Consider the following 23,244-nt stretch of genomic DNA (forward strand, 5'->3'; position numbering starts at 1 on the left):
AAATAGGATTAAAAATGGGTGTCATGCTGAGGCCCTCGAAGCATGGCGGGCAGGGCCTCTGTGCGCGACCCTTCGACGGGCTCAGGGTGACAGGCCCCCGCCGGCGCAAGTCTTGGGCGATGGCCGGCGTCTGGATGACTTGTGTCAACTACGGGTGATTATATTTTATAAATATAACTCCAGGTCGCCTTTACCTTCACGCACAATATCAAAGTCGCCGGTGGTGCAATCAACTATGGTTGAAGGGATGTTGTCGCCGTAACCGCCATCAATTACAATATCAACCAAATCTTCATATTTTTCGTGGATCAGTTCCGGGTCTGTAGAGTATTCTATGATATCGTCGTCATCCCTTATTGAGGTTGAGAGGATCGGGTTACCCAAAACACGCACAATTTCGCGGGCTATATTATTATCGGGCACCCTGATACCAACTGTCTTTTTGTTGGAGCTAAGCATTTTGGGCACCATATGACTGGCATTGAAGATAAACGTAAACGGCCCCGGCAGCGCTTTCTTAATCACACGGAAAGTAGTATTGTCAATCGGTTTGATATAATCAGAAATATGGCTCAGATCATAGCAAATGAATGAGAAGTTAGCTTTTTCGGGTTTGATGTTCCTGATCTTGCAAATGGCTTCAATAGCACGGTGATTAGTGATATCGCAACCCAAACCATAAATGGTATCGGTAGGATATATGATGAGGCCGCCTTTTTTTAACACCTCAACCACCTGCTCAATAGCCTTTGGATTAGGGTTTTCGGGATATATTTTAATTAACATAAGTATAAGAACAAATATAGTGCTACTTGGTTTAATAACGGCAGCAAAAGGCGCTTAAAATCATGTTATTAGAGCTTATTTTGCAATGCGACGGAGAAAACTTACGAAGTTTTAAAAACTTCGTAAGTTTGATATGGCTATGTTAATAACTTGAATACTGGAATGTACGTGTGCTTTCTAAGTAGAAGTAATCAGTTATTAACCCATCCAGTTCTTTTACGGTTTCAAATAGCTCTTTTTTTACTTTAGGCTTTTCTTTATCGGGAAAGTCGAAGTTTGAGCTTAACTCATCGGTTATTTGTTGTTTAAGCGCATTGAGATAGAGCATTTTTTGCTTAGTTATATCGTATGATTTATCGTAATAATCGTTGTCTTTTCCCCGATAAATACTGTATTCGGCTTCTCCTAAAATTCTGTTATCTTGATGTCCGAAATAAGTGCCGCCTTGGGCTAATCTGCCAAAAATGAAATTTATATCGCGATAAATTTTAATTAACGTTTCCCGCTCTTTTTGATATTTCTCCCCTCCATTTCTCTTCTTTAAAAAATAGGCATACAACAGGTAATAATCGTCTTGTCCAATCTCACTGCTAAAAATATCAACCGGGTCAGATTTATCGATAGTTGAATCTCCACATATCCCTCGTTTGCCATAAGTAATATCAGGATGAACAGGCATACTATCGTTGAGTTCAGGATTATGCCTTAAGATCGTTCTTAAATCAGCTTTTGAATATTTAAACGTATCCGTTTTAATAGTACTGATGTCTATTGTGTCTGCGCCACCAACCAATATACTGTCTTCTTTGTGATGTTGACTTACATTTTGATTTGTTTGGCTTTTAGGAGTTCGCTGGCTGCAACCCAGCATCAGAGAAAGAATAAACAGAGTCAGAAGGTATCTCATGGGTTTTGGTTTCACCCTAAAACTAACTAATTATAAGCTAAAAACCTTGCTAAACAACAAAGCCATTCCGATTAAATCAGAATGGCTTTGGTATTGGAATTTTAACCTGTTTGCTGCTTCAACAATGCCGTGTTGTTTGGATCCTTTAACAACAGCGGCATTTTAAAAGTTAAAACACAGCAACAGTATTAAAACAATTAAGCTTGTTTAGCAAATTGTATGTTGATCAACAATTTGATGTCTTCACCAACTACAATTGAACCGGCTTCAGTAACGCCGTCCCAGGTTAAACCGAAATCTTTACGGTTAATTTTACCGCTGATCTCAAAACCTGCTTTGGTGTTGCCATAAAAGTCGGCAGCCGAGCCACCAAATTCTACGTCAAGGGTTACCGGTTTAGTTTGATCTTTAATAGTCAGGTTACCTTTCAGTTCATACTCTTCGTCATCAGTTTTAGTGAATGAAGTAGATTTGAAAGTGATCTGAGGATATTTTTCGGCGTCAAAAAATTCGGCCGATTTCAAGTGCTCGTCGCGTTGTGTCTGGTTGGTGTCAATGCTGTTGATATCTAAAGAGAAATCAATTTCAGCATTTTCAAAATCATCATTATCAGTTAATAATTCACCATTAAAGCTTTTGAAAAAACCACTTACGGTTGAAATAACCAGGTGTTTAACTTTAAATTGTACTTCTGAGTGCATAGGGTCGATAACCCATTTTGTTGCTGTTTCTGTTGCCATGATTTTTATTTCTTTTTTGTTGATACAAAGATAAACACAAAAATAGATGTTTAAACATCTATTTTAACTTTGTGACTTTAAAACGACATTGAGTAAGTTTCTTAACCACAAATTTGCCCTATTGTTTAGATTATAAATCTATTTTTATAAAACTTAATAGCCGCTTCATACAAAATTAACCATCCATGAGAAAGCTCTTCATTGTTTCGTTTTTTATCATATTCAGTATGCTTGCCTTGTGGACCATCATCTGGCCGCCGGCTGTATGGTCATTCCTGTTCATTGGGCCAATATATCTTATCGGCTTTTATGATATGGTACAGCCTAAGCATAGTATTGTGCGCAATTACCCGGTGTTTGGTCATCTGCGGTATTTAATGGAGGAGTTGAGGCCGAAAATTTACCAATACTTTATTGAAAGTGATACCAACGGCACGCCCTTTAACCGTCAAAACAGGAGTGTAGTTTACCAGCGCGCCAAAAAGGTTGACGATACCCGGCCCTTTGGTACCGAGCTCGATGTTTATGACAACGGCTACGAGTGGCTTAACCATAGTATTGCCGCCATTGATCACCATCAATTAAATATGGACCCGCGCGTAAAAGTTGGCGGACCTGCATGTAAGCAGCCCTACATGGCCAGCGTGTTCAATATTTCGGCCATGAGCTTTGGCTCATTGAGTATGAACGCTATTCTTGCGTTAAATGGAGGAGCCAAACTGGATAACTTTGCCCACAATACCGGCGAGGGCGGGTTGAGCGACTATCACCTGCAACCTGGTGGTGACATCATATGGCAAATTGGTACAGGGTATTTCAGCTGCCGCCATAAGGACGGTACCATTAATTATGATGCCTTTGCCGAACGCGCTGTGTTACCACAGGTGAAAATGATTGAGATCAAGCTGTCACAAGGAGCAAAACCTGGTCACGGTGGTATTTTACCTGCCGCCAAGGTAACGCCCGAAATTGCCCGCATCAGGCTGGTAGAGATGGGTGAGGATGTGATATCGCCGCCTTATCATACTGCGTTTACCAACCCTTTAGAGCTGATGACCTTTATTCAGAAGCTTCGTGATCTGTCGGGGGGTAAACCTATTGGCTTTAAATTATGTGTTGGTCACAAAAGCGAGTTTTTGGCTATTTGCAAGGCCATGGTTAAAACCGGCATTACGCCCGATTTTATTACTGTTGATGGGGGAGAGGGCGGTACCGGTGCCGCTCCGCTTGAGTTTAGTAACTCGGTAGGGATGCCGCTTCGCGAAGCCCTTGCCTTTGTTTACGATGCCCTTACAGGTTTCGATCTTAAAAGGAATATTAAACTCATAGCATCAGGCAAAGTAGCTACTGGCTTTGATCTCGTCAAAAATTTTGCGCTCGGCGCCGATATGTGTAACAGTGCCCGCGGTATGATGTTCGCATTAGGGTGTATCCAGGCGCTGGAGTGTAATAGCAATACCTGCCCCACAGGTGTAGCTACCCAGGATAAAAGCCTGATGAAAGGCCTGGTAGTTGATGATAAAAAGGTTCGCGTAGCTAACTTTCATAAGTTAACCGTAAGCAGCGCCATACAAATGATAGGCGCTGCAGGCTTAACCAAGCCCTGCGATTTGCACCGTATGTATATTTACCGCCGCATTAACCACAGCCAAATCCTTACTTATGGCGAGCTGTTTCCTTATATTCCCAAAGGCAGTTTGTTGAACACACCATATCCGGCATCGTTCGAGTTTGATATGGCCATCAGCAAGGAAGAAACTTTTGTGCCTGATTACAGCGGAATAACTAATATTGATTATAGTAATGTGAGTTCGTATTAAGGTGAATGGTTGATTAGGGTGATTGGGTGAGTGGTTGGGTTTTAAGACTTTGAATATGCAGGTAAGAAAAAATAAATTACAATCCCCTCTTTACGCGTAGCGTAGAGAGGGGTGACGAGCGCAGCGATGTCGGGGTGAGTAAACTCTACGCCATTCAAAACAAAATCTCCCTAAAAATCATTTATCAAAAGTAAATCATCAGCGCAATCAACGTAATCAACCAAAAATCAACGGTGCAGGCAGCATTATATGAAAACCTTACCCCCGAACAAGCCATTGCTTACCAGCATGAATTGCGCAGGCAAATTGATATTCGGCATTTAGATAAGCCTGTTAAAATCATCGGTGGCGCCGATATTTCATTCAATAAATATTCGGAAGTAGTTTACGCCGGTATCATCCTGCTCAAATATCCGGAGCTGACTATCATAGGGCAGGCAACGGCTATCAGTAAAACAAAGTTTCCGTACATCTCCGGTTTGCTGGCATTCAGGGAAGTGCCGGCTTTGCTCGAAGCATGGGAAAAGCTGCCTTTTAAACCCGATGTTATGGTATTGGATGGGCAAGGGATAGCGCACGAGCGCCGTACCGGCATAGCAACCCATTTCGGTCTGCTTACCAATGTACCATCTATAGGCAGCGCTAAAAGCCGGCTTTACGGCAGGTACCAGGAGCCCGGTAATGAAGTTTTCGACCAAAGTCCGATGTATGATAAGGGGGAGGTGATAGGAATCGCCTTACGCACCAAAAAGAAATGCAATCCCATTTACATATCTCCGGGCCACCACATCAGCATGGAACAAAGTGTTGAACTGATCAAAAACTGTATCCGAGGCTATCGCATTCCCGAGCCAACCCGCCAGGCACATTTGCTGGTGAACAAAATAAGAATTGCCGACGGGGGAAATTTTAATTCGCAACCTACGTTATTTTAGCTGACCTGTCACGATAGCTGAATGCGTAACACCATAAAAATTACCTGGTATTTTTATAGATCAATATTGTTATGGTGTATGACCATCAATATGATATGTATTTATTTTTTGCTCCGTGGAGAGGTAAATGTTGTTGGATCGTACGTTTTGAAAGTACTGAGTTACGGTTTAATCATTGGCTTTCAGCATTACAATTACAACGCTAATAAAGCTTTCTTCTATTTCCGCAATGCGGGTTATGGTATTGATAAGTTGTATCTGTACGCGCTTACCTGCGATGCCCTGGCTTACGGTGTTTTGCTATCACTCTTAAAGCTATTTAAATATTGGGTCAGCGTATTTTAAAAACCGACAGCGTTCATCTGGAGTTTGATGGTCGCAAGATTTTGCAGGATATTTATCTCAGTTGCCGCCAGGGCGAGGTGGTAGGCTTGCTTGGCCGTAACGGTTGCGGCAAGTCGTCGTTGCTGCGGATCATTTTCGGTACCCTAAAGCCATCTTACAAGCACGTAAGTATTGACGACAGGTACGTTTACAAAGGTTATGACGAAGGGCGTGTAGCCTATTTGCCACAACATAATTACCTGCCGCAAAATATAAGGATCGAAAACCTGGCCGAAATTATTATTGACCCTCAGTTTGTTGATGGATTTACTTCATTGCCAATTTATCAGGATCATTATCGCAAAAAGCCAAGCCAGCTTTCGGGCGGGGAGTTGAGGCAACTGGAAACACTAATGTGTATTTACAGCCGGGCGGATTTTATTTTACTGGATGAACCGTTTACCCACGTTTCACCGGTACAAGCGGAGATGTTTAAGGGAGTTATTCGTAAGTGTGCAGAAGTAAAAGGTATCATTGTTACCGATCATCAGTATTATAACATTCTTGATGTGGCCGATAGGATAGTGCTGATCACTGATGGCAGTACAAAAGCTATAAATAACCCCGATGACCTGATCAGGTACGGTTACATCAATCACATTATTTAATTATCGGTCCGTGTAACTTAAAGTATAAAATGAGGGTCTATTAGGTATAGTATTTAATGCGATGCCTAAGTTTTATCTGCTGGTCCTTTTTTTATTTTTCTGCTGCCCTGGTGCAGCGGGAAGCGAGAAAGTGATTCTTGATGGCATCACCTTTAAAAATGTAAACCCCGACCCTGATCCTTCACCTACAGGCGATTTTAAAACGTTGGTTATCCCTATAAAAAGGGCCGGGAACCTGATTGTGATCGAAGCCCAGATTGATACCCTCGAGGGCAATTTTGTGCTTGATACAGGTGCACCTTACCTGGTTTTGAATGAAACCTATTTCAGAGATCTGCCACATGCTGCCGAACAGGAATCTGCCGGGATTAATGGGGCTGCCGGCAGTTCTTTCACAACCTACGTGCGCAATTTAAACATCCTTGATCTGCATTATTCAAAACTAAGGGCCGATGTTACCGATCTTTCCTCCATTGAAAACGGTCGCGGGATAAAGATACTGGGTTTACTGGGCACCCGGTTACTTGCCGATTTTGCAGTTACTGTCGATCTGTTTCGCAATACGCTCTATATCCAAAAGCTTGATGAAAACGGCAATATCCCCGAAGCTGAGAAGGTATTTCATGACCGTTTTATGGTAAGCCCTTTCAAGATGCTTAATGATGTTATTTTAATGAAAGGGACGGTTAATGATAATTCGCTTTGGTTTGCCTTTGACAGTGCCGCCGAAACCAGTTTACTTGATTACAGGCGATCAAAAAAGCTCATCCCGGATATGGAAGTTATCAGTCGCTCAAAAATCATGGGTATTGGCGGTACTTCTATCGAAGTGATCTACACCCGCTTTGATAACCTGGTTGTTGGTGACCGTAAGTATATGAAAAACCGCATCATGATAACCAGCCTCGAAAAAATGGGGAGCGCATACGGCTACAAAATTGATGGTGTTTTAGGCTACGATTTTTTTGTGAGGGGCATATTCACCATCAACTTTGTTAAAAAAGAATTTGAAATGTACATTTACAATAACCAGTAATATGAAAAGGGGCGCCTATATAGTTATTGTTTTTTTTGCGATGATTTGCATGGCCCTGCCTGTAAGCGCGCAAAAACGCAGTAACCTGATTATGGGTAGCGATAAACTGGTGCTGCTCATTGATATGCGCTCGTCTAAAACGGAAGTGGATACGCTGCTCAAAAAAGCCGGCTTAAAGGGGGCAAATGCAGCCGCTATTTTGAAAGGCGATTTTTCTGCCCTGCAAAAGGACGGCTGGACAATGGCCAAAAAACGGGGGAATATCGTGGAGTTCGATAGTCCGCTTGAAAACCTCAATAAAAATCCGCAAATCAAACCATACCTGATAACCACTAAAATAGATAACGATGATGAGGGCTCGCCGGGATACCCGACCGATGTAAATTTCGGTATCAACAACTTTGCTAAAGTGACTGTGCATGAATTGCCGTCGGGTTTAACGCGGTTCTTTTTGCCAGGGTACTTACAGAACAGGAGGGCCCTGTTATCAGGCAACTTCAATAACTGGAGTACACTTAAAGGCGTCATGGCTAAAACCGATAGCGGCTGGATTGCAGATGTAAAACTTAAACCCGGCAAATACGAGTATAAGTTTATTGTTGATGGCCACTGGATCAACGACAGGTACAATAACCTCGTAGCCGATCATGATGATAACTCCATCTATTTCAGGTATAACTACACTTTTAAACTGAATGGCAATGCAAATGCACATAAAATAATACTGACCGGAAGTTTTAATAACTGGGATGCCAACAGTATCATAATGGAAAAAAGCGGTGGAGTATGGCAGAAACAAATGTATTTGCATGATGGTACGCAGGCTTACCGTTTTTTAGTTGACGGTAAATGGATCACCGATCCGGCTAATTCCAACAAGATCCAGGGCGATGATGGTATCATAAATTCCATATTGAACCTTGGTGAAACAGTTATTTTTAAGCTCGACGGGTATACCGATGCGAAAAAGGTATATGTAGGCGGGAGCTTTAATAATTGGGAGCGTGGCCTGATCCCGCTTACTAAAACTAAAACTGGCTGGGCATTATCCTTAATTATTCCACCGGGTAATTACGGTTATAAGTTTGTTGTGGATGATAAGTGGATAACTGATCCGGCCAATCCGCGCAGTATGGTTGAAGGAGGCATTGTTAACTCATTTATTTCAGTTAAGCCTAATTATACGTTTAAACTAAGTGGCTTCAATAATGCTAAAAGCGTTCATTTGGCAGGTAGTTTTAATAACTTCGATAAGTTTGGTTATAGCATGGCTTTCAATGGCAGTGAGTGGACAGTAAGCGTACGGCTTAAACCGGGTAAACAGTTGTATAAATTTATTGTTGATGACAAATGGATCATTGATCCGGGTAATAAACTTTATGAACCTAACCAATATAATTCGGGCAATTCCGTTTTATGGATCGAGTGAGAAGAAAAGAAGCAAGATTGCAGGAATCAAGAAGCAAGAATAAAGAGGGGACACAATTGCAGACATTGAACAAGAAAGGTCTTGATTCTTATAGTCTTGAATCTTGACTCTTATTGCCTTGCATCTTGGCTTTCACCTTACTATATTAGCTAAAATACCATATCTGATATGATTATCCCAATATACCAGGCCGACGCGTTTACCGATAAGCTTTTTGGCGGCAACCCGGCGGCAATTTGCCCGCTTAATGAATGGTTGCCCGATGTTACCATGCAAATGATAGCTATTGAGAATAACCTTGCCGAAACCGCTTTTTTTGTAAAAGAAGGTGCCGGTTACAAGCTGCGCTGGTTTACGCCAGAATATGAGATAGACCTTTGCGGGCATGCTACGCTGGCCTCGGCACATATTTTGTTTTCGGAACTGGGTTATGAGGGGGATACCATTCAATTTGAAACCGTAAAAGCCGGAACGCTTATTGTAAAGCGCAATGGCGATAAATATACTATGGACTTTCCGTCGAGGCCACCTATCCCCATAGAAGCGCCTAACGGACTGGCCGAAGCGCTTGGCGAAAAGCAGCCCGTAGCGTTTTTGCGCTCTCGCGATTATTTTATTGTTTATGAAACGGAGCAAGACATCAGGGAGCTTACACCCGATTTCTTCGCCATGTCGAAAATGGATACCGTGGGTATCATAGCCACCGCTCCCGGCGATAACTCTGATTTTGTTTCGCGTTTTTTTGCGCCCGGTGCCGGTATCCCCGAAGATCCCGTTACCGGATCGGCACATTGTAACCTGATCCCGTACTGGGCAAAACGCCTGGGTAAGGATACTCTTCATGCCTACCAACTCTCAGCCCGCCGCGGTGAACTCTGGTGCGAGCTTAAAGGCGACCGCGTGTTGATGAGCGGCAAGGCGGTTACTTATTTAAAAGGGGAGATAAGGGTTTGACATGTTCTTTATGTCATTGCGAGGGGGAACGACGAAGCAACCGCACTCTATACAGGGCGGCTATGCTTCCGTGCGGTTGCCACGCTGCGCTCGCAATGACATGGTGCTAATAACCTTTCGCCTTTAACCTTTTGCCTTGAACCTCAAATCAAAATATACTTTCAAAACTCAATTATTTATAATTACTTTGGAGGTTTGGACTTCGCAAGGTACTTAATAAATTAAATGCAGCTTACCCGTTTAGAAATCAAGGGCTTCAAGAGTTTTGGCGATAAAATAACCATCAATTTTAATGAGGGTGTTACCGCTATTGTGGGGCCTAACGGTTGTGGTAAGTCAAACGTCGTGGATAGTATCCGTTGGGTTTTGGGAGAGCAAAGCACCCGGGCGCTCCGTTCGGAGAAGATGGATAACGTTATTTTTAACGGTACCAAGAGCCGTAAATCGGCCAACCTTGCCGAGGTTTCCCTCACTTTTGATAATACAAAAAACATACTGCCTACCGATTATTCGCAGGTAACGCTTACCCGTAAACTTTACCGTACCGGCGAAAGTGAATACCGCTTAAACGATGTGCAGTGCCGTTTAAAGGATATTACGGATCTTTTCCTGGATACAGGTATTGGTTCCGATTCTTACTCTATCATTGAGTTAAGGATGATCGATGAGATCATCACCAATAAGGAAGGGTCGCGCCGTAATTTGTTCGAGGAGGCCTCGGGAATCTCCAAATATAAGCTCCGCAAAAAACAAACCTTCAGTAAACTGAAAGAAACCGAGGCTGACCTTGCCCGTGTGGACGACCTGCTGTTTGAGATCGAAAAAAACCTCAAAACGCTGGAAAACCAGGCAAAGAAAACTGAGCGTTATTATCGCTTAAAAGAGCAGTATAAAACGCTGAGCATTATGCTGGCCTCCTTCAGGATAGTGGCGTTTAGCGAATCGTTAAAAAAGATAGAGGAGCAAGAGCTAAAGCACAAAGCCGAGAAGGGTGATATCATAGCCCAGATAGATACTTTGGAAGCTACATTGCAGCAGCAAAAGCTGGATAGCATCACCAAAGAAAAGAACCTTTCTGTTCAGCAAAAGACAACCAACGAGTTTGTTTCAAAGATCCGCGCTTACGAAAGCGAAAAGAAGATCAAGAACGAGCAGCTGAAGTTTCAGCAGGATAAAGAGTCGCGATTAACAGATGAGTTAGAGCGTGACAAGAACCAGCTGAACCATGTTTTATACAATATCAAACGCTTAAACGAGGAAAAGGCCACTGAGGATGAAACTTTACAAGCCATCCAAAGCAAGCTATCCGATTTAAAAGAAGCCGTTGATGAACTACGTGCACAGCAAACCGAAGCGCGTAATGAGCTCAATGAACTCAATAATATCAATACCCGCCTGCAAAACCAGGCTTATAAAGCGGAAAAAGACCTGGATATATTACAGATCCAGCAGCAGGCTTTAGAGCAGGAAAGCCAGCGCAATATGGAAGATACCACCAACAAAGAGGTGGAACTTTCGCACTTTAACCAGGTGGTTGCCGAGTTGCAATACCGTAAAGAAACGCTTGACGATGAATTTCAGCAGGCTGTTGAGTTTGAAAATAAATTAAAAGAGCAGATTGCCGAAACCGACGTTGAGTTGAATTCGGTAAAGGACACTATCATAAAAGAAAGCCGCCGCCTGGATGCCAAGCAAAACGAGTATAACCTTACCAAAAGTATGGTTGATAGTTTGGAAGGCTTCCCGGAGTCTATCAGGTTCCTGAAAAAAAATACCGACTGGGCTAAAAACGCGCCGCTGTTTAGCGATGTGCTTTTTTGTAAAGAGGAGTTTCGTGTAGCTATCGAAAACTACCTGGAGCCACTCATGAACTACTACGTGGTTGAAAGCTATGACGATGCAGTAAAGGCTATCAACTTGTTAAGTAATTCGGCGAAAGGGCGTGCAAACTTTTTTGTACTGAACAATTACGCCGATGAGGTAGCTGCGCAGGTTAATTTTGAAAGAACAGATGCTATACCGGCCCTTGGGGTAATCGAGGTTGAAAAACGTTACCTGCCGCTTTGTAATTACCTGCTTAAAGGTGTTTACCTGGTTGATGACGATAAAGAAGGCCAGATTAACAGCGAAACTTTGCCACAGGGTGTTGTGCTGATTGGCAAGAGTGGTAAGTTCAATAAATCAAAACATACGATGGCCGGTGGTTCGGTTGGTTTGTTTGAGGGTAAAAGGATTGGTCGTGCCAAGAACCTGGAGAATTTAGCTAAAGAGATCAGGGGGATAGAAAACCAGGTAGGGGCTTTCAGAACAAAATCTGAAGAACTGCAGAATAAGCTTGGAGCCTTACGTGGTTCAACCAAAGCTGCCGAGATCAACGAACAGCAAATGATTATTAACCGTTTAAATACGGAATTGATCACTGTTAAAACCCGCCAGGAGCAATACCAAACCTTTATTGAAAACAGTCTTAACCGTAAGGAAGATATCGCCCGTAAAATTGCTGGCATAAAAGATGAAATGGCCGCCCTGCAACCGCAACTGGCCGAACTTAAAACGCAGCGCCAGATCCAAAGCGATCTGTTAGCTGATAAGCAGATGGCTTTTAACGAGCTTAACGAATACGTATCGGTTCAATCCAACGCTTATAACCAGGAAAATATCCGTTTCCATCAACAACAAAACAAGGTGTCGGGATTGATGAAAGACCTCGACTATCGCGATAGTCAGCAGGAAAACCTTGATACGCGTATCCGTCAAAATACAGTTGAACTCGAAAAGGTAAAGGTTGCCATACAGGAAAACCTTAAGCTGGCCGATAACTCGGGCGACAATTTGTTGGAGATGTACGAGCAGAAGGAAAACCTGGAAAAAGCCACACAACAAGCCGAGCAGGAACATTATCAATGGCGGGGTATCATCACCGAAAATGAGAACCAGATAAGCTCATTAAGGCGGAAAAAGGAAAACAGTGAAGTTATCGAGAATGAACTACGCGACGAACGTAATAATTTAAAAATAGACCTGAACGCACTGAAAGAACGCCTTTCGGTTGAGTTTAATATAGATATTGAAGACCTGCCCGAAAGCGAAGTACCGGAAGGTGAAAATGAGCCGGATCTGCGTGAAAAAGCCGAAAAGCTGAAAAAACAACTGGATGATTTTGGCGCCATAAACCCAATGGCGGTAGAGGCTTACAACGAAATGAACGAACGTTATACCTTTATCCAGGCGCAAAAGAAAGATCTGAGCGAGGCTAAAGCATCATTGCTGGCAACCATTCAGGAGATTGACGACACCGCTAAAGATAAGTTCATGACCGCCTTTATGATGGTGCGTGAAAACTTTATCAAGGTGTTCCGTTCGTTGTTTAACGAGGAAGATTCATGCGATCTGATCCTTACAGATCCTGACCATCCGCTCGAATCGGATATTGACATCATCGCTAAGCCAAAAGGTAAACGACCGCTATCCATTAATCAGCTATCGGGAGGTGAGAAAACGCTTACAGCAACGGCTATCCTGTTTTCGTTATACCTGCTTAAGCCGGCGCCGTTCTGTATTTTTGATGAGGTTGACGCGCCGCTTGATGATACCAATATTGATAAGTTCAATAACATTATCCGTACTTTCTCCAAAGAGTCACAATTTATCATCGTATCCCACAACAAGCGTACTATTGCCAGTACCGACGTTATCTACGGTGTAACCATGGTTGAGCAGGGCATCTCGCGTGTGGTTCCTGTAGATTTAAGGGAACTGGCTGATTAGAGCTTAAAGCCAAAGGCTAATAAACAGACTCACTCGCCGTTGTTGGTGTTGTCGCCACTGATATTTGAAAAACGAAATTAGCCCTAAAAGGATGTCATTGCGAGCGCAGCGTGGCAATCTCGTAGCCAATGCATATCCGATCTGTATAGCTACGAGATTGCTTCGTCGTTCCTCCTCGCAATGACATGGCTTTTTTAACTAACGCTAAAGCCGGCGTGCATAGCATAAGGTTGTTGGTGACAACACCAACAACGGCAAAAAAAAAGGCGAAAAGCCTTTCAGCCCTTCGCCTCTTAAATATTTCGAAAAACTTATTTCTTCTTTTTAAACACCGACGGTTTTTTAAGCATCAGCCCTTTTACCTTACTACGGGTAAACTTCTGCTCCATCGCGCGTTTCTGATCGGCCGAAAGCACGTTTTTTGATGAAGTGGCCAAACTTTGTGTTGTTACCGAAGTGGTTTTATACTTGCCGGTTGAGATATAACTTAAAGCCTGTGCTAATAATCCTTCTGTCGGGTCGCCGAAATCTTTGGTCAGATCGTCGGCAGCACTAACGCCTTTATAAGGATCTTTTCCTGGTGTCATACCGGTATAGTAGTCTCCATTGTTTGCCGAGTTCCTGGTAGAGAACATTGGCATATACAGCTGATATTTATTGATATCAATGCCATAAAATCCAACCGGTTTACCGTAAGTAGTTGAGCCTATTAACTGAACTTCCAGTTCGGGAATAAGATTATTGATGGTTAATTCACTTGCCGAGGCAGTGCCGCTGCCAACAATAAAGAATATGCGGCTTAAATTAAGCGAACCTTGTTTTTGAAAGTTAACAGTTTGGTTACTTACCGAGAAAAAGCCTTTAGGGATCTCGTAGAGATTCTTAAACAAGGTATAATTATCGTTTGTGAGCTTATCATTAAAATACGCGGTATACATTTTAGTGCCGTTTTTAGCAGATGGCACTAAAAGGTTATCAAAATATTCGGCAGTTTCAACTGAGCCGCCACCGTTATACCTTAAATCGATGATAAGGTCCGAAATGCCTGAAAAACTGTTTAAAGCTTCCAATATTTTAGGTTTCGCATTGTCCAGGTCGGTAAAAGAATTGAAAACCATATAACCTGCCGTTTTGCCCGAACCAGCATCCAATGTTTTATAGGTGATAACCGGATTGATAGTGTAATTGGCAGTGCTCATCGTTACATCAATGGTGGTGTTATCGGGTTTGGTTAGTGTCATGGTTATACTTTTGCTATAAGCATAGGCCTGTATTACAAACTGCGTAGTTGTACCGCCATCATCATAGGTAAGGTCGGTACGACCATTGATCTTGGTAATCTGGTAGCCGCGTTTGATACCTTTCTGATCAGCAGGTGAGCCAGGGTAAACATATTTTATCCTCAGGTCTGAGCGGGTAGGGTAGAACACCGAAAAGCCAAAGTCGCCGCCATTACCGCTCAGTTCGTTCGATACCGATCCGTCGTCAATAAATGAATATTTGGCGGTACCGGTATTGTCATAGTATTCGTAAGGTTGAGAGGTAGCCGGATTTATGGCATATTGCGATAAATGATCAACCTCGCTGCTTAAGCCGGTAATGGTGTCGCTGCTAACATAATTACGCGGCTGAAAGTTTTTATAAGTAGGAAGCTGATTGTACCACAAATAGGTTTCCTGCGGATACAGATAAACCGAGTCCCTTATTTTATCCAGTACAGTGCCTGTGCTTGAAGGGCCGGTTCCATCGTCACCATTATTCAGCGGTTTGTTTTTTTTGCAGGCAGATAATGATGCGATTGAAATAAGGGTTAAAAAGTAAAATATTTTTCTCATAAGCTTGAGTTTAAGTATTTAAACGCCTTGTTAGTAAGTATGTTATAGATAATACTATAAAAAATCTTCAACAGTGATATAGTCAATGCCGCTGGTTTCGGCGCACAGTTTATCTGTTTCCGAATTTTCTATCATTACTATTTCTTTACGCTGGAGGCCATGTTCCTGAATAAGCAGGTTTATTACATCAGGTTCGGGTTTTGGCACGGTTTCTTCAGTAAAATAGCAACGGAGATATTTTTCCAGTCCGTGCCATTCTGTTTGCTTTATCTTATTTACTTGTTCCTGTACGTTACCATTGGTTACAATGAACAGCTTTTTGCGGTCGACCACAATGTCCTGCATCAATGTAAGTATATTCTGGTATAAAAGTAGCTTCAGCGGTAATTTGGCAGTTAAAAGCAGGTTTTCAAATTTATCGCGGTATTGCCCGGCCACCGGAAATTCTGCAGTTAACCGGTCAAAAGCGGCATCCTTTCCTTCAGCTATATACGTATCAGTTAACACTTTGGTTGCGGCTTTTGCATCTATCAGCTCAATATATTCAAGCATGTTTGCAAACAGGTAATAGGCCTGAAAGTAATAATCCTTTGCCGGATAGAGCACATCATCTAACTCAAAAATAAAAGCCGTTTTACGTTTATCAATATCCTTATAGTCCATTAAGCAATTACGTGTAGTTTTATATCGTATTCATTAAAAAGGGTTTCGGCTTTTAATAAAAGCGCGGCTTCATCGGGCCTTAATAAATAAACCGATTCAATACCCTTATCCAGGCAAAGCGTAAGCATTTCGTGCGTATAACTTGCCGAAGCTGGTTTGGGTAACAATATCATTTTGCCTGTTTTTATCATAAAATCGGGCAGGTCCATATGGTCACCTAAAATAATATTTTTTCCCTCCAGTTTATTTTTAAGCTGATAAGCTTGTGCCGATGTAGCGGCAGTAATTAAAATGCTCATGTTAATGGGCGTTAACAATTAAACCATCTTTCATCGTAACTGTACGGTCCGATAGGTTTGCAAGATCTTCATTATGAGTAACAATTACAAAGGTTTGTCTGAAATCATTCTTCAGCTTAATAAATAATTCATGAAGCTCAAGCGCATTTACCGAATCAAGGTTACCCGAAGGCTCATCGGCAAAAATAAGTGACGGGTTATTGATCAGCGCACGTGCCACGGCTACCCGTTGCTGCTCGCCACCCGAAAGTTGGTTTGGTTTATGATGCAGCCTGTCTTTCAACCCTAAAATGTCGAGCAGTTCGGCGGCTCTTTTTTCGGCGTCGGATTTTGATTTGCCTGCTATAAAAGCGGGGATACAAACGTTTTCGAGAGCGCTGAACTCAACCAGTAAATGATGAAACTGGAATATGAAACCAATTTGCCGGTTTCGGAAATCGCTTAGCTGTTTATTATTTAACTTGTTTAGCTCAATATCATTGATGGTTAAAGTGCCCGAATCAGGTCTGTCAAGTGTGCCTAATATGTTAAGTAAGGAGCTTTTGCCGGCACCTGAAGCACCAACGATGGTTACGATCTCGCCCTTTTGCACCTCAAGGTCAACGCCTTTTAATATTTGTAACTGTCCGTATGATTTATGGATAGATTTGGCTTTAAGCATTTGACAAAGTTAACGGATTAGCTGATTTATTTGTTTGGGTTGGATGGATTTGTTGGTTTCTATAAGGGAAACTAATAAGCAATGGTTTACGGGTTTGTGCGGAGGCCGCGTTAGGGATAGGAGCGGAAAGCCCGGAGCGTGCGATGGCGTTGTGCGTTGGCAAAGCGAGGACTTGTAGCGGATAGCCCGGGCCGCAGGCAACGCCATTATTAATTTCAGATGTTCGATTTTGGAATTATTGAGATTGAGGGACTTACAGAACAGCAACATTCAATAAATGTTATTTTATTAATATTCTTTTTTGTGCCCTTACGTGCTTGGAAATTAAAGCGGAATAAGATGTATTAAATGTTATTGTAAATACAATGTTATTTACCCCAAATAAGGGCAAATAAACTGAAACAAGGTGTTTACCGTTTCAAACAAAATTGTAGCTTTACCGCAAATTCTTCAAAACATGAATATTCACGAATATCAGGGTAAAGCTATATTAAAAAGCTATGGCGTTAGAGTTCAGGAAGGCATTGTAGCCGATACTGTTGAGCAGGCTGTTGAGGCTGCCCAAAAATTGAAAGAAGACCTGGGCTCAAGCTGGGTAGTGATCAAAGCACAGATCCATGCCGGTGGCCGTGGTAAAGGCGGTGGTGTTAAACTTGCCAAAAACATCGACCAGGTAAAGGAACATACTGGTAATATTTTAGGTATGCAGCTGGTAACCCCGCAAACCGGTCCTGAAGGTAAAAAAGTTAAGAAGGTTTTAGTAGCACAGGATGTTTACTATCCTGGCGAAAGCGAAACCAAAGAGTTTTACATGAGCGTATTGCTTGACCGTGCACGTGGCCGTAACATTATCATGTACAGCACCGAAGGCGGTATGGACATTGAGGAAGTTGCACATTCAACTCCTGAGCTTATATTTAAAGAAGAGATCGATCCTAAAGTTGGTTTACAAGGGTTCCAAACTCGTAAAATAGCTTTTAACCTTGGCCTTGAAGGCGAAGCGTTTAAAGATATGACCAAATTCATTGCTGCTTTATATAAAGCCTATGAAGGTACCGACTCATCACAATTTGAAATTAACCCGGTTTTAAAAACCTCTGATAATAAAATTTTAGCAGTTGACGCTAAAGTTAATCTTGATGATAACGCTCTTTATCGTCATGCAGATTACGCTGCTATGCGTGATACCGACGAAGAAGATCCAACTGAGGTTGAAGCAAGCAAATCAAACCTTAACTATGTTAAACTTGACGGTAACGTTGGTTGTATGGTTAATGGTGCCGGTTTAGCTATGGCTACTATGGATATCATTAAAATTGCCGGTGGCGAGCCAGCAAACTTCCTTGACGTAGGTGGTACTGCCAATGCGCAAACTGTAAAGGCAGGTTTCAATATCATCCTTTCTGATCCTAACGTAAAAGCTATTCTGATCAATATCTTTGGTGGTATTGTACGTTGCGACCGTGTTGCACAGGGTGTAATTGATGCTTACAAAGAGATCGGTAATATCCCGGTTCCAATCATTGTCCGTTTACAAGGTACAAACGCTGCCGAGGCAAAAGAACTGATCGATAACTCAGGTTTGAAAGTTTACTCAGCTATATTGCTGAAAGAAGCTGCTGACCGTGTTAAAGAAGTTTTAGCGCTTTAGTTTGAGAGAGATTAGAGGTTGGTGATTAGAGATTAGTTGCCAGGCTTCTTTTAGATATAAAAGCGGTGAGTTTAGGCTCGCCGTTTTTTTTGTGCAATTTTTTCCGTCCGTCATTGCGAGGTACGAAGCAATCGCGAACTGTACAGAGGCACTTGCTTAGCTACTCTGTAAGTAGGGGATTGCTTCGTGCCTCGCAATGACGGACGGAGAGGGCAAACAAAAAAGCCATCGAAAATCGATGGCTTTTAAATATCTAATTGAAGTTTGATTAACCTAAGTATGATTTCAAAATTTTGCTCCTTGAAGTATGGCGCAGGCGCTGTAAAGCTTTATCCTTGATCTGGCGTACGCGTTCGCGGGTAAGGTTGAATTTTTCGCCTATTTCCTCTAATGAAAGCGGGTGATTGGTACCTAAACCGAAAAACAATACAATGATTTCGCGCTCACGCTCAGTAAGGGTTGAAAGCGAACGTTTGATCTCTTCAGATAACGACTCATTGATTAGGATCGAATCGGTGTTTGGCTCCTGGTTTTCAAGTACGTCAAGCAGGGTGTTTTCTTCGCCCTGTACAAATGGCGCATCCATTGATACATGACGGCCAGAGTTGCTTAACGTGTCAGAAATCTTATCAACAGTGGTTTCCAGGATATCGGCAAGCTCTTCGGGCGATGGTTCACGTTCGTACTCCTGCTCAAGCTTTGAAAAAGCCTTGCTGATCTTACTTAACGAACCTACCTGGTTAAGCGGTAAACGCACAATACGTGATTGCTCGGCAATAGCCTGCAATATCGACTGGCGAATCCACCATACGGCATATGATATAAATTTAAAGCCTTTGGTTTCATCAAAACGCTTGGCAGCTTTAATTAAACCAAGGTTTCCCTCGTTAATTAAATCACCCAGTGTAAGGCCCTGGTTTTGGTATTGTTTAGCAACAGATACAACAAAGCGAAGGTTCGTTTTGGTTAAACGCTCCAATGCCGCCTGGTCGCCCTCGCGGATCTTTTGAGCTAAAATTACTTCTTCTTCGGCGGTTATTAGGTCTACCTTACCAATCTCGTGAAGATATTTATCAAGCGATTGCGACTCGCGATTGGTAATGGATTGCGTTATTTTGAGTTGTCTCATCTATTTAATAAACCTGTCTATTCCTTATATCCTGAATAGAACGTGCAAAGCTAATATTTTGTTTCTAAAATAAAACATATAAATCAGAAATAGCAATACCAGTGTCAAATTTTATATTTTAATTTTTAGATTAATGAATTGCAGATAAAATTTATTGTAAAACGATGAATTTATTTTGTTGTTTAATAAATATTGTTTTCATTTGAATTAAACTAATATCGTATTGTAATGAAAAAGGTACGCGCCCTGCAAATACTTGTGTATATAGTGTTTGGTTTATTTGTTTTTCAAAATATGGCTGCCGATGTATGGCAGGGATTTAAGGATGGGTATAATGACGGAGCGGCTGCAACCAACGGAGCTGCGAGGTTTGGGCCAACATTGAAGGCTACTATTGACGGAAGTTTCATTTCACAGAAAAATAATGGCGAAATGAAAGTTGGTGAAAATTATACTTTGAAGGATATAATTATAAATAGTGATATTGTAGTTAATAATGATAATATATCAGCAGCGTGGCCATTGAATGCCATTGAAATTGGATTGCTGCTTGTTACGGCTGTAATAGCTATAAGGGTGGCACAACTTATTAATAAGGTTATTATAAATATTGTAAATGGTACCTTATTTGAGCCGCAATGCATAAAGCTGATCAAAAGCACGGGGATACTGTTGTTACTATTTACATTGGTAGATTATATAGAGCAGCAGGTATCTTACCAGGTGTTAATAGCCAAACTCCATATGCCATTAAAAATCATTAATACCTCGGCATTTAATTTTGGCACGCTAATATTTGCCATATTGGTATTTATATTGGCCGAAGCTTTTAAACAGGGTGCCAGGCTTAAAGAAGAACAAGCTTTAACTATTTGATCCATGCCTATAATTATCAATCTGGATGTGATGATGGCAAAACGGAAAATGTCATTAAATGAACTCAGCGACAGGGTAGGGATCACCATATCAAATCTTTCCATCCTTAAAACGGGTAAGGCAAAAGCCATCCGTTTTGAAACCCTTGAAGCCATATGTAAAGCGCTCGATTGCCAGCCAGGGGATATTTTGGAGTACAAGTGAAAGGTGAAAGGTGAAAGGTGAAAGGTGAAAGGTGAAAGGTGAAAGGTGAAAGGTGAAAGGTGAAAGGTGAAAGGTGAAAGGTGAAAGGTGAAAGGTGAAAGGTCATTATGTTAAATAGGATAGGAAAAACTTACGAAGTTTTTAAAACTTCGTAAGTTTAGATAAGAGTTATAAGCAGGGGGCTCAATTTAAGATTCATAAAATTCAATAATCCGGCAAATCGTATAAATCCTGGTTCTGACAACAAAAAAGCCGCCCTTATCAGGCGGCTCTCTTCATTAAATATAAAAACTATTAAACACTTTTCTCTGCTTTAACAACCATATGCATACTGATAGGTTGTTTATTCATCTCTTTTTGAATCCTTGCGCTGGTTGCAGCCGGACGGCTGTTCAGGTGAGGGGCAATAACCAATGATACTATCGACATTAATTTAATAAGGATGTTCATGGAAGGGCCTGAAGTATCTTTAAACGGATCACCTACAGTATCACCTGTTACCGATGCTTTATGTGGTTCAGATTTTTTATAGAAGATCTCGCCGTTGATATCGCAGCCTTTTTCAAATGATTTTTTGGCATTGTCCCATGCGCCACCGGCGTTGCTCTGGAAAATGCCCATCAATACGCCCGATACGGTAACGCCTGCCAATAGTCCACCCAATACTTCGGGGCCAAAGGCAAAACCGATAATAATAGGGGTGATCAGTGCTATTAACCCAGGGGCAACCATTTCGCGGATGGAGGCTTTGGTTGAGATAGCCACACATTTTTCGTATTCGGGTTTACCTTCATAGGTCATGATGCCTGGAATTTCACGGAACTGGCGACGTACTTCTTCAACCATGGCCATAGCAGCACGACCTACCGCCGAGATACACAAGGCCGAGAAAATGAAAGGGATCATCCCGCCAACAAACAGGCCGGCCAGTACATTGGCTTTATAAATATCAATGTGCTCAATACCTGCTACGCCCACAAAGGCAGCAAATAACGCCAATGAGGTTAACGCTGCCGAAGCAATAGCAAAGCCTTTGCCTGTAGCAGCCGTAGTGTTACCAACAGCATCCAGGTTATCGGTACGGTGACGAACTTCTTCGGGCAGGCGGCTCATTTCGGCAATACCACCGGCATTGTCAGCAATTGGTCCGAAAGCATCGATAGCCAGTTGCATGGCCGTTGTAGCCATCATACCGGCAGCAGCAATAGCTACACCGTATAAACCTGCAAAATAATAGGAACCATAAATGCCCGATGCTAAAACAAGGATAGGCAACACGGTTGATTCCATACCTACCGATAAGCCGCCGATAATGTTAGTAGCATGACCGGTTGATGATTGTCTTATAATGCTCAGTACCGGGCGTTTGCCCATGGCCGTATAATATTCGGTAATAATTGACATTAATGTACCAACTACAAGACCAACCACTATTGATCCGAAAACGCCGTTTTTGGTGAAAGGAATTATCCCTTCTTTTACAACACCGTTAACTTCATCACGTACCATGTGAAATTCGCCCGATGGCAGCATCCATTGTACAACAAAATAGGTAGCTATAGCCGTTAATACAATTGACGCCCAGTTGCCAATATTCAGGGCATTTTGTACGCTATCGGTTTCATTTTTAATTTTTACAAGTGATGCGCCAACAATAGAAAATATTAATCCTAAACCAGCAATCACCATCGGTAACAATACCGGGGCTATACCGCCAAAATTATCGTGCGATACAATTTCGCGGCCCAGTACCATGGTAGCCAGCATCGTGGCAACATATGAGCCAAAAAGGTCGGCGCCCATACCGGCAACGTCACCTACGTTATCACCTACGTTATCGGCAATGGTAGCAGGGTTACGTACGTCATCTTCAGGGATGCCTGCTTCAACTTTACCTACAAGGTCGGCACCTACGTCGGCCGCTTTGGTGTAGATCCCGCCGCCAACACGTGCAAACAGTGCTATTGATTCAGCGCCTAACGAAAAGCCCGCCAAAACATCAAGTGCTTTTGCCATAGCCTCGCCGTTAACGCTGCTGCCTGCTACCTTAACCACATAAAACTGGTAAAAAACTATAAAAAGCGATCCTAAACCAATGATGGCCAAACCGGCAACACCCAAGCCCATTACTGTTCCGCCTGTAAATGAAACTTTTAATGCTTGTGCCAGGCTGGTACGTGCGGCCTGCGTAGTACGTACGTTAGCTTTGGTAGCAATGCGCATACCCAGGTACCCTGCAAAAGCCGATAGAAACGCTCCTATCAAAAATGATATGGCAATAACCCAGCTTGAAGTTGCAACCGTGGTGCCCGACCAGGCCAGCAAAATACCTGCAACGGCAACAAAACCGCCAAGTACTTTCCATTCGGCACGTAAAAAGGCCATTGCGCCGTCGGCTATGTAACCGGCCAGTGTGGCCATGTCGCCGTCACCGGCGTTTTGTTTGGTGACCCAGGCCGCTTTAACGGCCATAACAAGGATGCCGATCAGCCCTAAAACAGGAATTAAATAAATTAAATAATTGTTCAGAAAATCCATATCACAAATTTGGTTTAGTAA

General features: G+C 42.3%; 20 protein-coding genes. 11 read left to right on the top strand and 9 right to left on the bottom strand.

The genetic code is table 11. The annotated features are described in order from the left end of the window. Nucleotides 1–165 precede the first annotated feature (165 nt). From BMX50_RS29420 to BMX50_RS29430, 3 genes are all read right to left on the bottom strand, one after another. The gene (locus tag BMX50_RS29420; RefSeq protein ID WP_091219551.1) at nucleotides 166–786 is read right to left on the bottom strand and encodes an L-threonylcarbamoyladenylate synthase; all 621 of its coding nucleotides are present in this window, start codon (nucleotides 784–786) and stop codon (nucleotides 166–168) included. 142 nt (nucleotides 787–928) lie between these two features. After that, nucleotides 929–1,693 (bottom strand): hypothetical protein, encoded by a 765-nt coding sequence (locus BMX50_RS29425; RefSeq protein ID WP_143065290.1) that lies wholly within the window; start codon nucleotides 1,691–1,693, stop codon nucleotides 929–931. A gap of 197 nt (nucleotides 1,694–1,890) precedes the next feature. After that, entirely contained in the window at nucleotides 1,891–2,433 is a 543-nt protein-coding gene (locus BMX50_RS29430; RefSeq protein WP_091219559.1) for a YceI family protein, read from the bottom strand. A gap of 185 nt (nucleotides 2,434–2,618) precedes the next feature. On the opposite strand from BMX50_RS29430, the gene BMX50_RS29435 reads away from it, so the two are divergent. The 8 genes from BMX50_RS29435 (at nucleotide 2,619) to smc (ending at nucleotide 13,367) form a co-directional block, all read left to right on the top strand. After that, nucleotides 2,619–4,253 (top strand): FMN-binding glutamate synthase family protein, encoded by a 1,635-nt coding sequence (locus BMX50_RS29435; RefSeq protein WP_091219562.1) that lies wholly within the window; start codon nucleotides 2,619–2,621, stop codon nucleotides 4,251–4,253. Nucleotides 4,254–4,486: 233 nt separating this feature from the next. Then, on the top strand, nucleotides 4,487–5,188 hold the full coding sequence (gene nfi, locus BMX50_RS29440) for a deoxyribonuclease V (protein ID WP_091219566.1): 702 nt from the start codon (nucleotides 4,487–4,489) through the stop codon (nucleotides 5,186–5,188). A 21-nt stretch (nucleotides 5,189–5,209) separates the two neighbouring features. Further along, nucleotides 5,210–5,533 carry a hypothetical protein gene (locus BMX50_RS29445; RefSeq protein WP_143065291.1) on the top strand — a complete coding sequence of 108 codons (324 nt, stop codon included), beginning with the start codon at nucleotides 5,210–5,212 and terminating at the stop codon, nucleotides 5,531–5,533. Continuing rightward, nucleotides 5,515–6,180: an ATP-binding cassette domain-containing protein gene (locus BMX50_RS29450; RefSeq protein ID WP_167668141.1), complete on the top strand. Its 666-nt coding sequence runs from the start codon at nucleotides 5,515–5,517 to the stop codon at nucleotides 6,178–6,180. Before BMX50_RS29445 ends, BMX50_RS29450 begins: the two co-directional genes overlap by 19 nt. A 61-nt stretch (nucleotides 6,181–6,241) precedes the next feature. Next, the gene (locus BMX50_RS29455) at nucleotides 6,242–7,216 is read left to right on the top strand and encodes an aspartyl protease family protein (protein WP_091219577.1); all 975 of its coding nucleotides are present in this window, start codon (nucleotides 6,242–6,244) and stop codon (nucleotides 7,214–7,216) included. 1 nt (nucleotide 7,217) lies between these two features. Then, on the top strand, nucleotides 7,218–8,645 hold the full coding sequence (locus tag BMX50_RS29460) for a glycogen-binding domain-containing protein (protein ID WP_091219580.1): 1,428 nt from the start codon (nucleotides 7,218–7,220) through the stop codon (nucleotides 8,643–8,645). A 168-nt stretch (nucleotides 8,646–8,813) separates the two neighbouring features. After that, the gene (locus BMX50_RS29465; protein WP_091219583.1) at nucleotides 8,814–9,599 is read left to right on the top strand and encodes a PhzF family phenazine biosynthesis protein; all 786 of its coding nucleotides are present in this window, start codon (nucleotides 8,814–8,816) and stop codon (nucleotides 9,597–9,599) included. A gap of 225 nt (nucleotides 9,600–9,824) precedes the next feature. Then, nucleotides 9,825–13,367: a chromosome segregation protein SMC gene (smc, locus tag BMX50_RS29470; RefSeq protein WP_091219587.1), complete on the top strand. Its 3,543-nt coding sequence runs from the start codon at nucleotides 9,825–9,827 to the stop codon at nucleotides 13,365–13,367. Between the two features lie 311 nt (nucleotides 13,368–13,678). On the opposite strand, the gene BMX50_RS29475 is transcribed toward smc, so the two are convergent. Genes BMX50_RS29475 through BMX50_RS29490 form a run of 4 tightly spaced genes read right to left on the bottom strand, consistent with a single transcriptional unit; the run spans nucleotide 13,679 to nucleotide 16,825 of the window. Further along, complete coding sequence (locus tag BMX50_RS29475; protein WP_091219589.1) at nucleotides 13,679–15,202, bottom strand: S41 family peptidase; 1,524 nt, start codon at nucleotides 15,200–15,202, stop codon at nucleotides 13,679–13,681. Between the two features lie 54 nt (nucleotides 15,203–15,256). Further along, nucleotides 15,257–15,865: an HAD family hydrolase gene (locus BMX50_RS29480; protein WP_091219593.1), complete on the bottom strand. Its 609-nt coding sequence runs from the start codon at nucleotides 15,863–15,865 to the stop codon at nucleotides 15,257–15,259. Next, nucleotides 15,865–16,164 carry a hypothetical protein gene (locus BMX50_RS29485; protein WP_091219596.1) on the bottom strand — a complete coding sequence of 100 codons (300 nt, stop codon included), beginning with the start codon at nucleotides 16,162–16,164 and terminating at the stop codon, nucleotides 15,865–15,867. Before BMX50_RS29485 ends, BMX50_RS29480 begins: the two co-directional genes overlap by 1 nt. A 1-nt stretch (nucleotide 16,165) precedes the next feature. After that, nucleotides 16,166–16,825 (bottom strand): ABC transporter ATP-binding protein, encoded by a 660-nt coding sequence (locus tag BMX50_RS29490; protein ID WP_091219601.1) that lies wholly within the window; start codon nucleotides 16,823–16,825, stop codon nucleotides 16,166–16,168. 457 nt (nucleotides 16,826–17,282) lie between these two features. Here BMX50_RS29490 and sucC point away from each other — a divergent pair, with 457 nt between their 5' ends. Continuing rightward, a complete protein-coding gene (gene sucC, locus BMX50_RS29495; protein WP_091219853.1) occupies nucleotides 17,283–18,476 on the top strand; it encodes an ADP-forming succinate--CoA ligase subunit beta in 1,194 nt (397 codons plus the stop codon). A gap of 268 nt (nucleotides 18,477–18,744) precedes the next feature. On the opposite strand, the gene BMX50_RS29500 is transcribed toward sucC, so the two are convergent. Further along, nucleotides 18,745–19,605 carry a sigma-70 family RNA polymerase sigma factor gene (locus BMX50_RS29500; protein ID WP_090466905.1) on the bottom strand — a complete coding sequence of 287 codons (861 nt, stop codon included), beginning with the start codon at nucleotides 19,603–19,605 and terminating at the stop codon, nucleotides 18,745–18,747. A gap of 228 nt (nucleotides 19,606–19,833) precedes the next feature. On the opposite strand from BMX50_RS29500, the gene BMX50_RS29505 reads away from it, so the two are divergent. Continuing rightward, a complete protein-coding gene (locus tag BMX50_RS29505; RefSeq protein WP_091219604.1) occupies nucleotides 19,834–20,481 on the top strand; it encodes a DUF2975 domain-containing protein in 648 nt (215 codons plus the stop codon). Nucleotides 20,482–20,484: 3 nt separating this feature from the next. Beyond that, complete coding sequence (locus tag BMX50_RS29510; RefSeq protein WP_091219610.1) at nucleotides 20,485–20,685, top strand: helix-turn-helix domain-containing protein; 201 nt, start codon at nucleotides 20,485–20,487, stop codon at nucleotides 20,683–20,685. A gap of 294 nt (nucleotides 20,686–20,979) precedes the next feature. Here BMX50_RS29510 and BMX50_RS29515 read toward each other — a convergent pair whose 3' ends face one another. Then, nucleotides 20,980–23,223 carry a sodium-translocating pyrophosphatase gene (locus BMX50_RS29515; RefSeq protein WP_091219613.1) on the bottom strand — a complete coding sequence of 748 codons (2,244 nt, stop codon included), beginning with the start codon at nucleotides 23,221–23,223 and terminating at the stop codon, nucleotides 20,980–20,982. Between the last annotated feature and the right edge of the window lie 21 nt (nucleotides 23,224–23,244).

It is taken from the genome of Mucilaginibacter gossypiicola (assembly GCF_900110105.1).
Taxonomy (GTDB): Bacteria; Bacteroidota; Bacteroidia; order Sphingobacteriales; family Sphingobacteriaceae; genus Mucilaginibacter; species Mucilaginibacter gossypiicola.

Coding starts and splice junctions, on each gene's coding strand:
- BMX50_RS29420 (WP_091219551.1), bottom strand. CDS start 786: ATGTTAATTAAAATATATCCCGAAAACCCTAATCCAAAGGCTATTGAG.
- BMX50_RS29425 (WP_143065290.1), bottom strand. CDS start 1,693: ATGAGATACCTTCTGACTCTGTTTATTCTTTCTCTGATGCTGGGTTGC.
- BMX50_RS29430 (WP_091219559.1), bottom strand. CDS start 2,433: ATGGCAACAGAAACAGCAACAAAATGGGTTATCGACCCTATGCACTCA.
- BMX50_RS29435 (WP_091219562.1), top strand. CDS start 2,619: ATGAGAAAGCTCTTCATTGTTTCGTTTTTTATCATATTCAGTATGCTT.
- BMX50_RS29445 (WP_143065291.1), top strand. CDS start 5,210: ATGCGTAACACCATAAAAATTACCTGGTATTTTTATAGATCAATATTG.
- BMX50_RS29455 (WP_091219577.1), top strand. CDS start 6,242: ATGCCTAAGTTTTATCTGCTGGTCCTTTTTTTATTTTTCTGCTGCCCT.
- BMX50_RS29460 (WP_091219580.1), top strand. CDS start 7,218: ATGAAAAGGGGCGCCTATATAGTTATTGTTTTTTTTGCGATGATTTGC.
- BMX50_RS29465 (WP_091219583.1), top strand. CDS start 8,814: ATGATTATCCCAATATACCAGGCCGACGCGTTTACCGATAAGCTTTTT.
- smc (WP_091219587.1), top strand. CDS start 9,825: ATGCAGCTTACCCGTTTAGAAATCAAGGGCTTCAAGAGTTTTGGCGAT.
- BMX50_RS29475 (WP_091219589.1), bottom strand. CDS start 15,202: ATGAGAAAAATATTTTACTTTTTAACCCTTATTTCAATCGCATCATTA.
- BMX50_RS29480 (WP_091219593.1), bottom strand. CDS start 15,865: ATGGACTATAAGGATATTGATAAACGTAAAACGGCTTTTATTTTTGAG.
- BMX50_RS29485 (WP_091219596.1), bottom strand. CDS start 16,164: ATGAGCATTTTAATTACTGCCGCTACATCGGCACAAGCTTATCAGCTT.
- BMX50_RS29490 (WP_091219601.1), bottom strand. CDS start 16,825: ATGCTTAAAGCCAAATCTATCCATAAATCATACGGACAGTTACAAATA.
- sucC (WP_091219853.1), top strand. CDS start 17,283: ATGAATATTCACGAATATCAGGGTAAAGCTATATTAAAAAGCTATGGC.
- BMX50_RS29500 (WP_090466905.1), bottom strand. CDS start 19,605: ATGAGACAACTCAAAATAACGCAATCCATTACCAATCGCGAGTCGCAA.
- BMX50_RS29505 (WP_091219604.1), top strand. CDS start 19,834: ATGAAAAAGGTACGCGCCCTGCAAATACTTGTGTATATAGTGTTTGGT.
- BMX50_RS29510 (WP_091219610.1), top strand. CDS start 20,485: ATGCCTATAATTATCAATCTGGATGTGATGATGGCAAAACGGAAAATG.
- BMX50_RS29515 (WP_091219613.1), bottom strand. CDS start 23,223: ATGGATTTTCTGAACAATTATTTAATTTATTTAATTCCTGTTTTAGGG.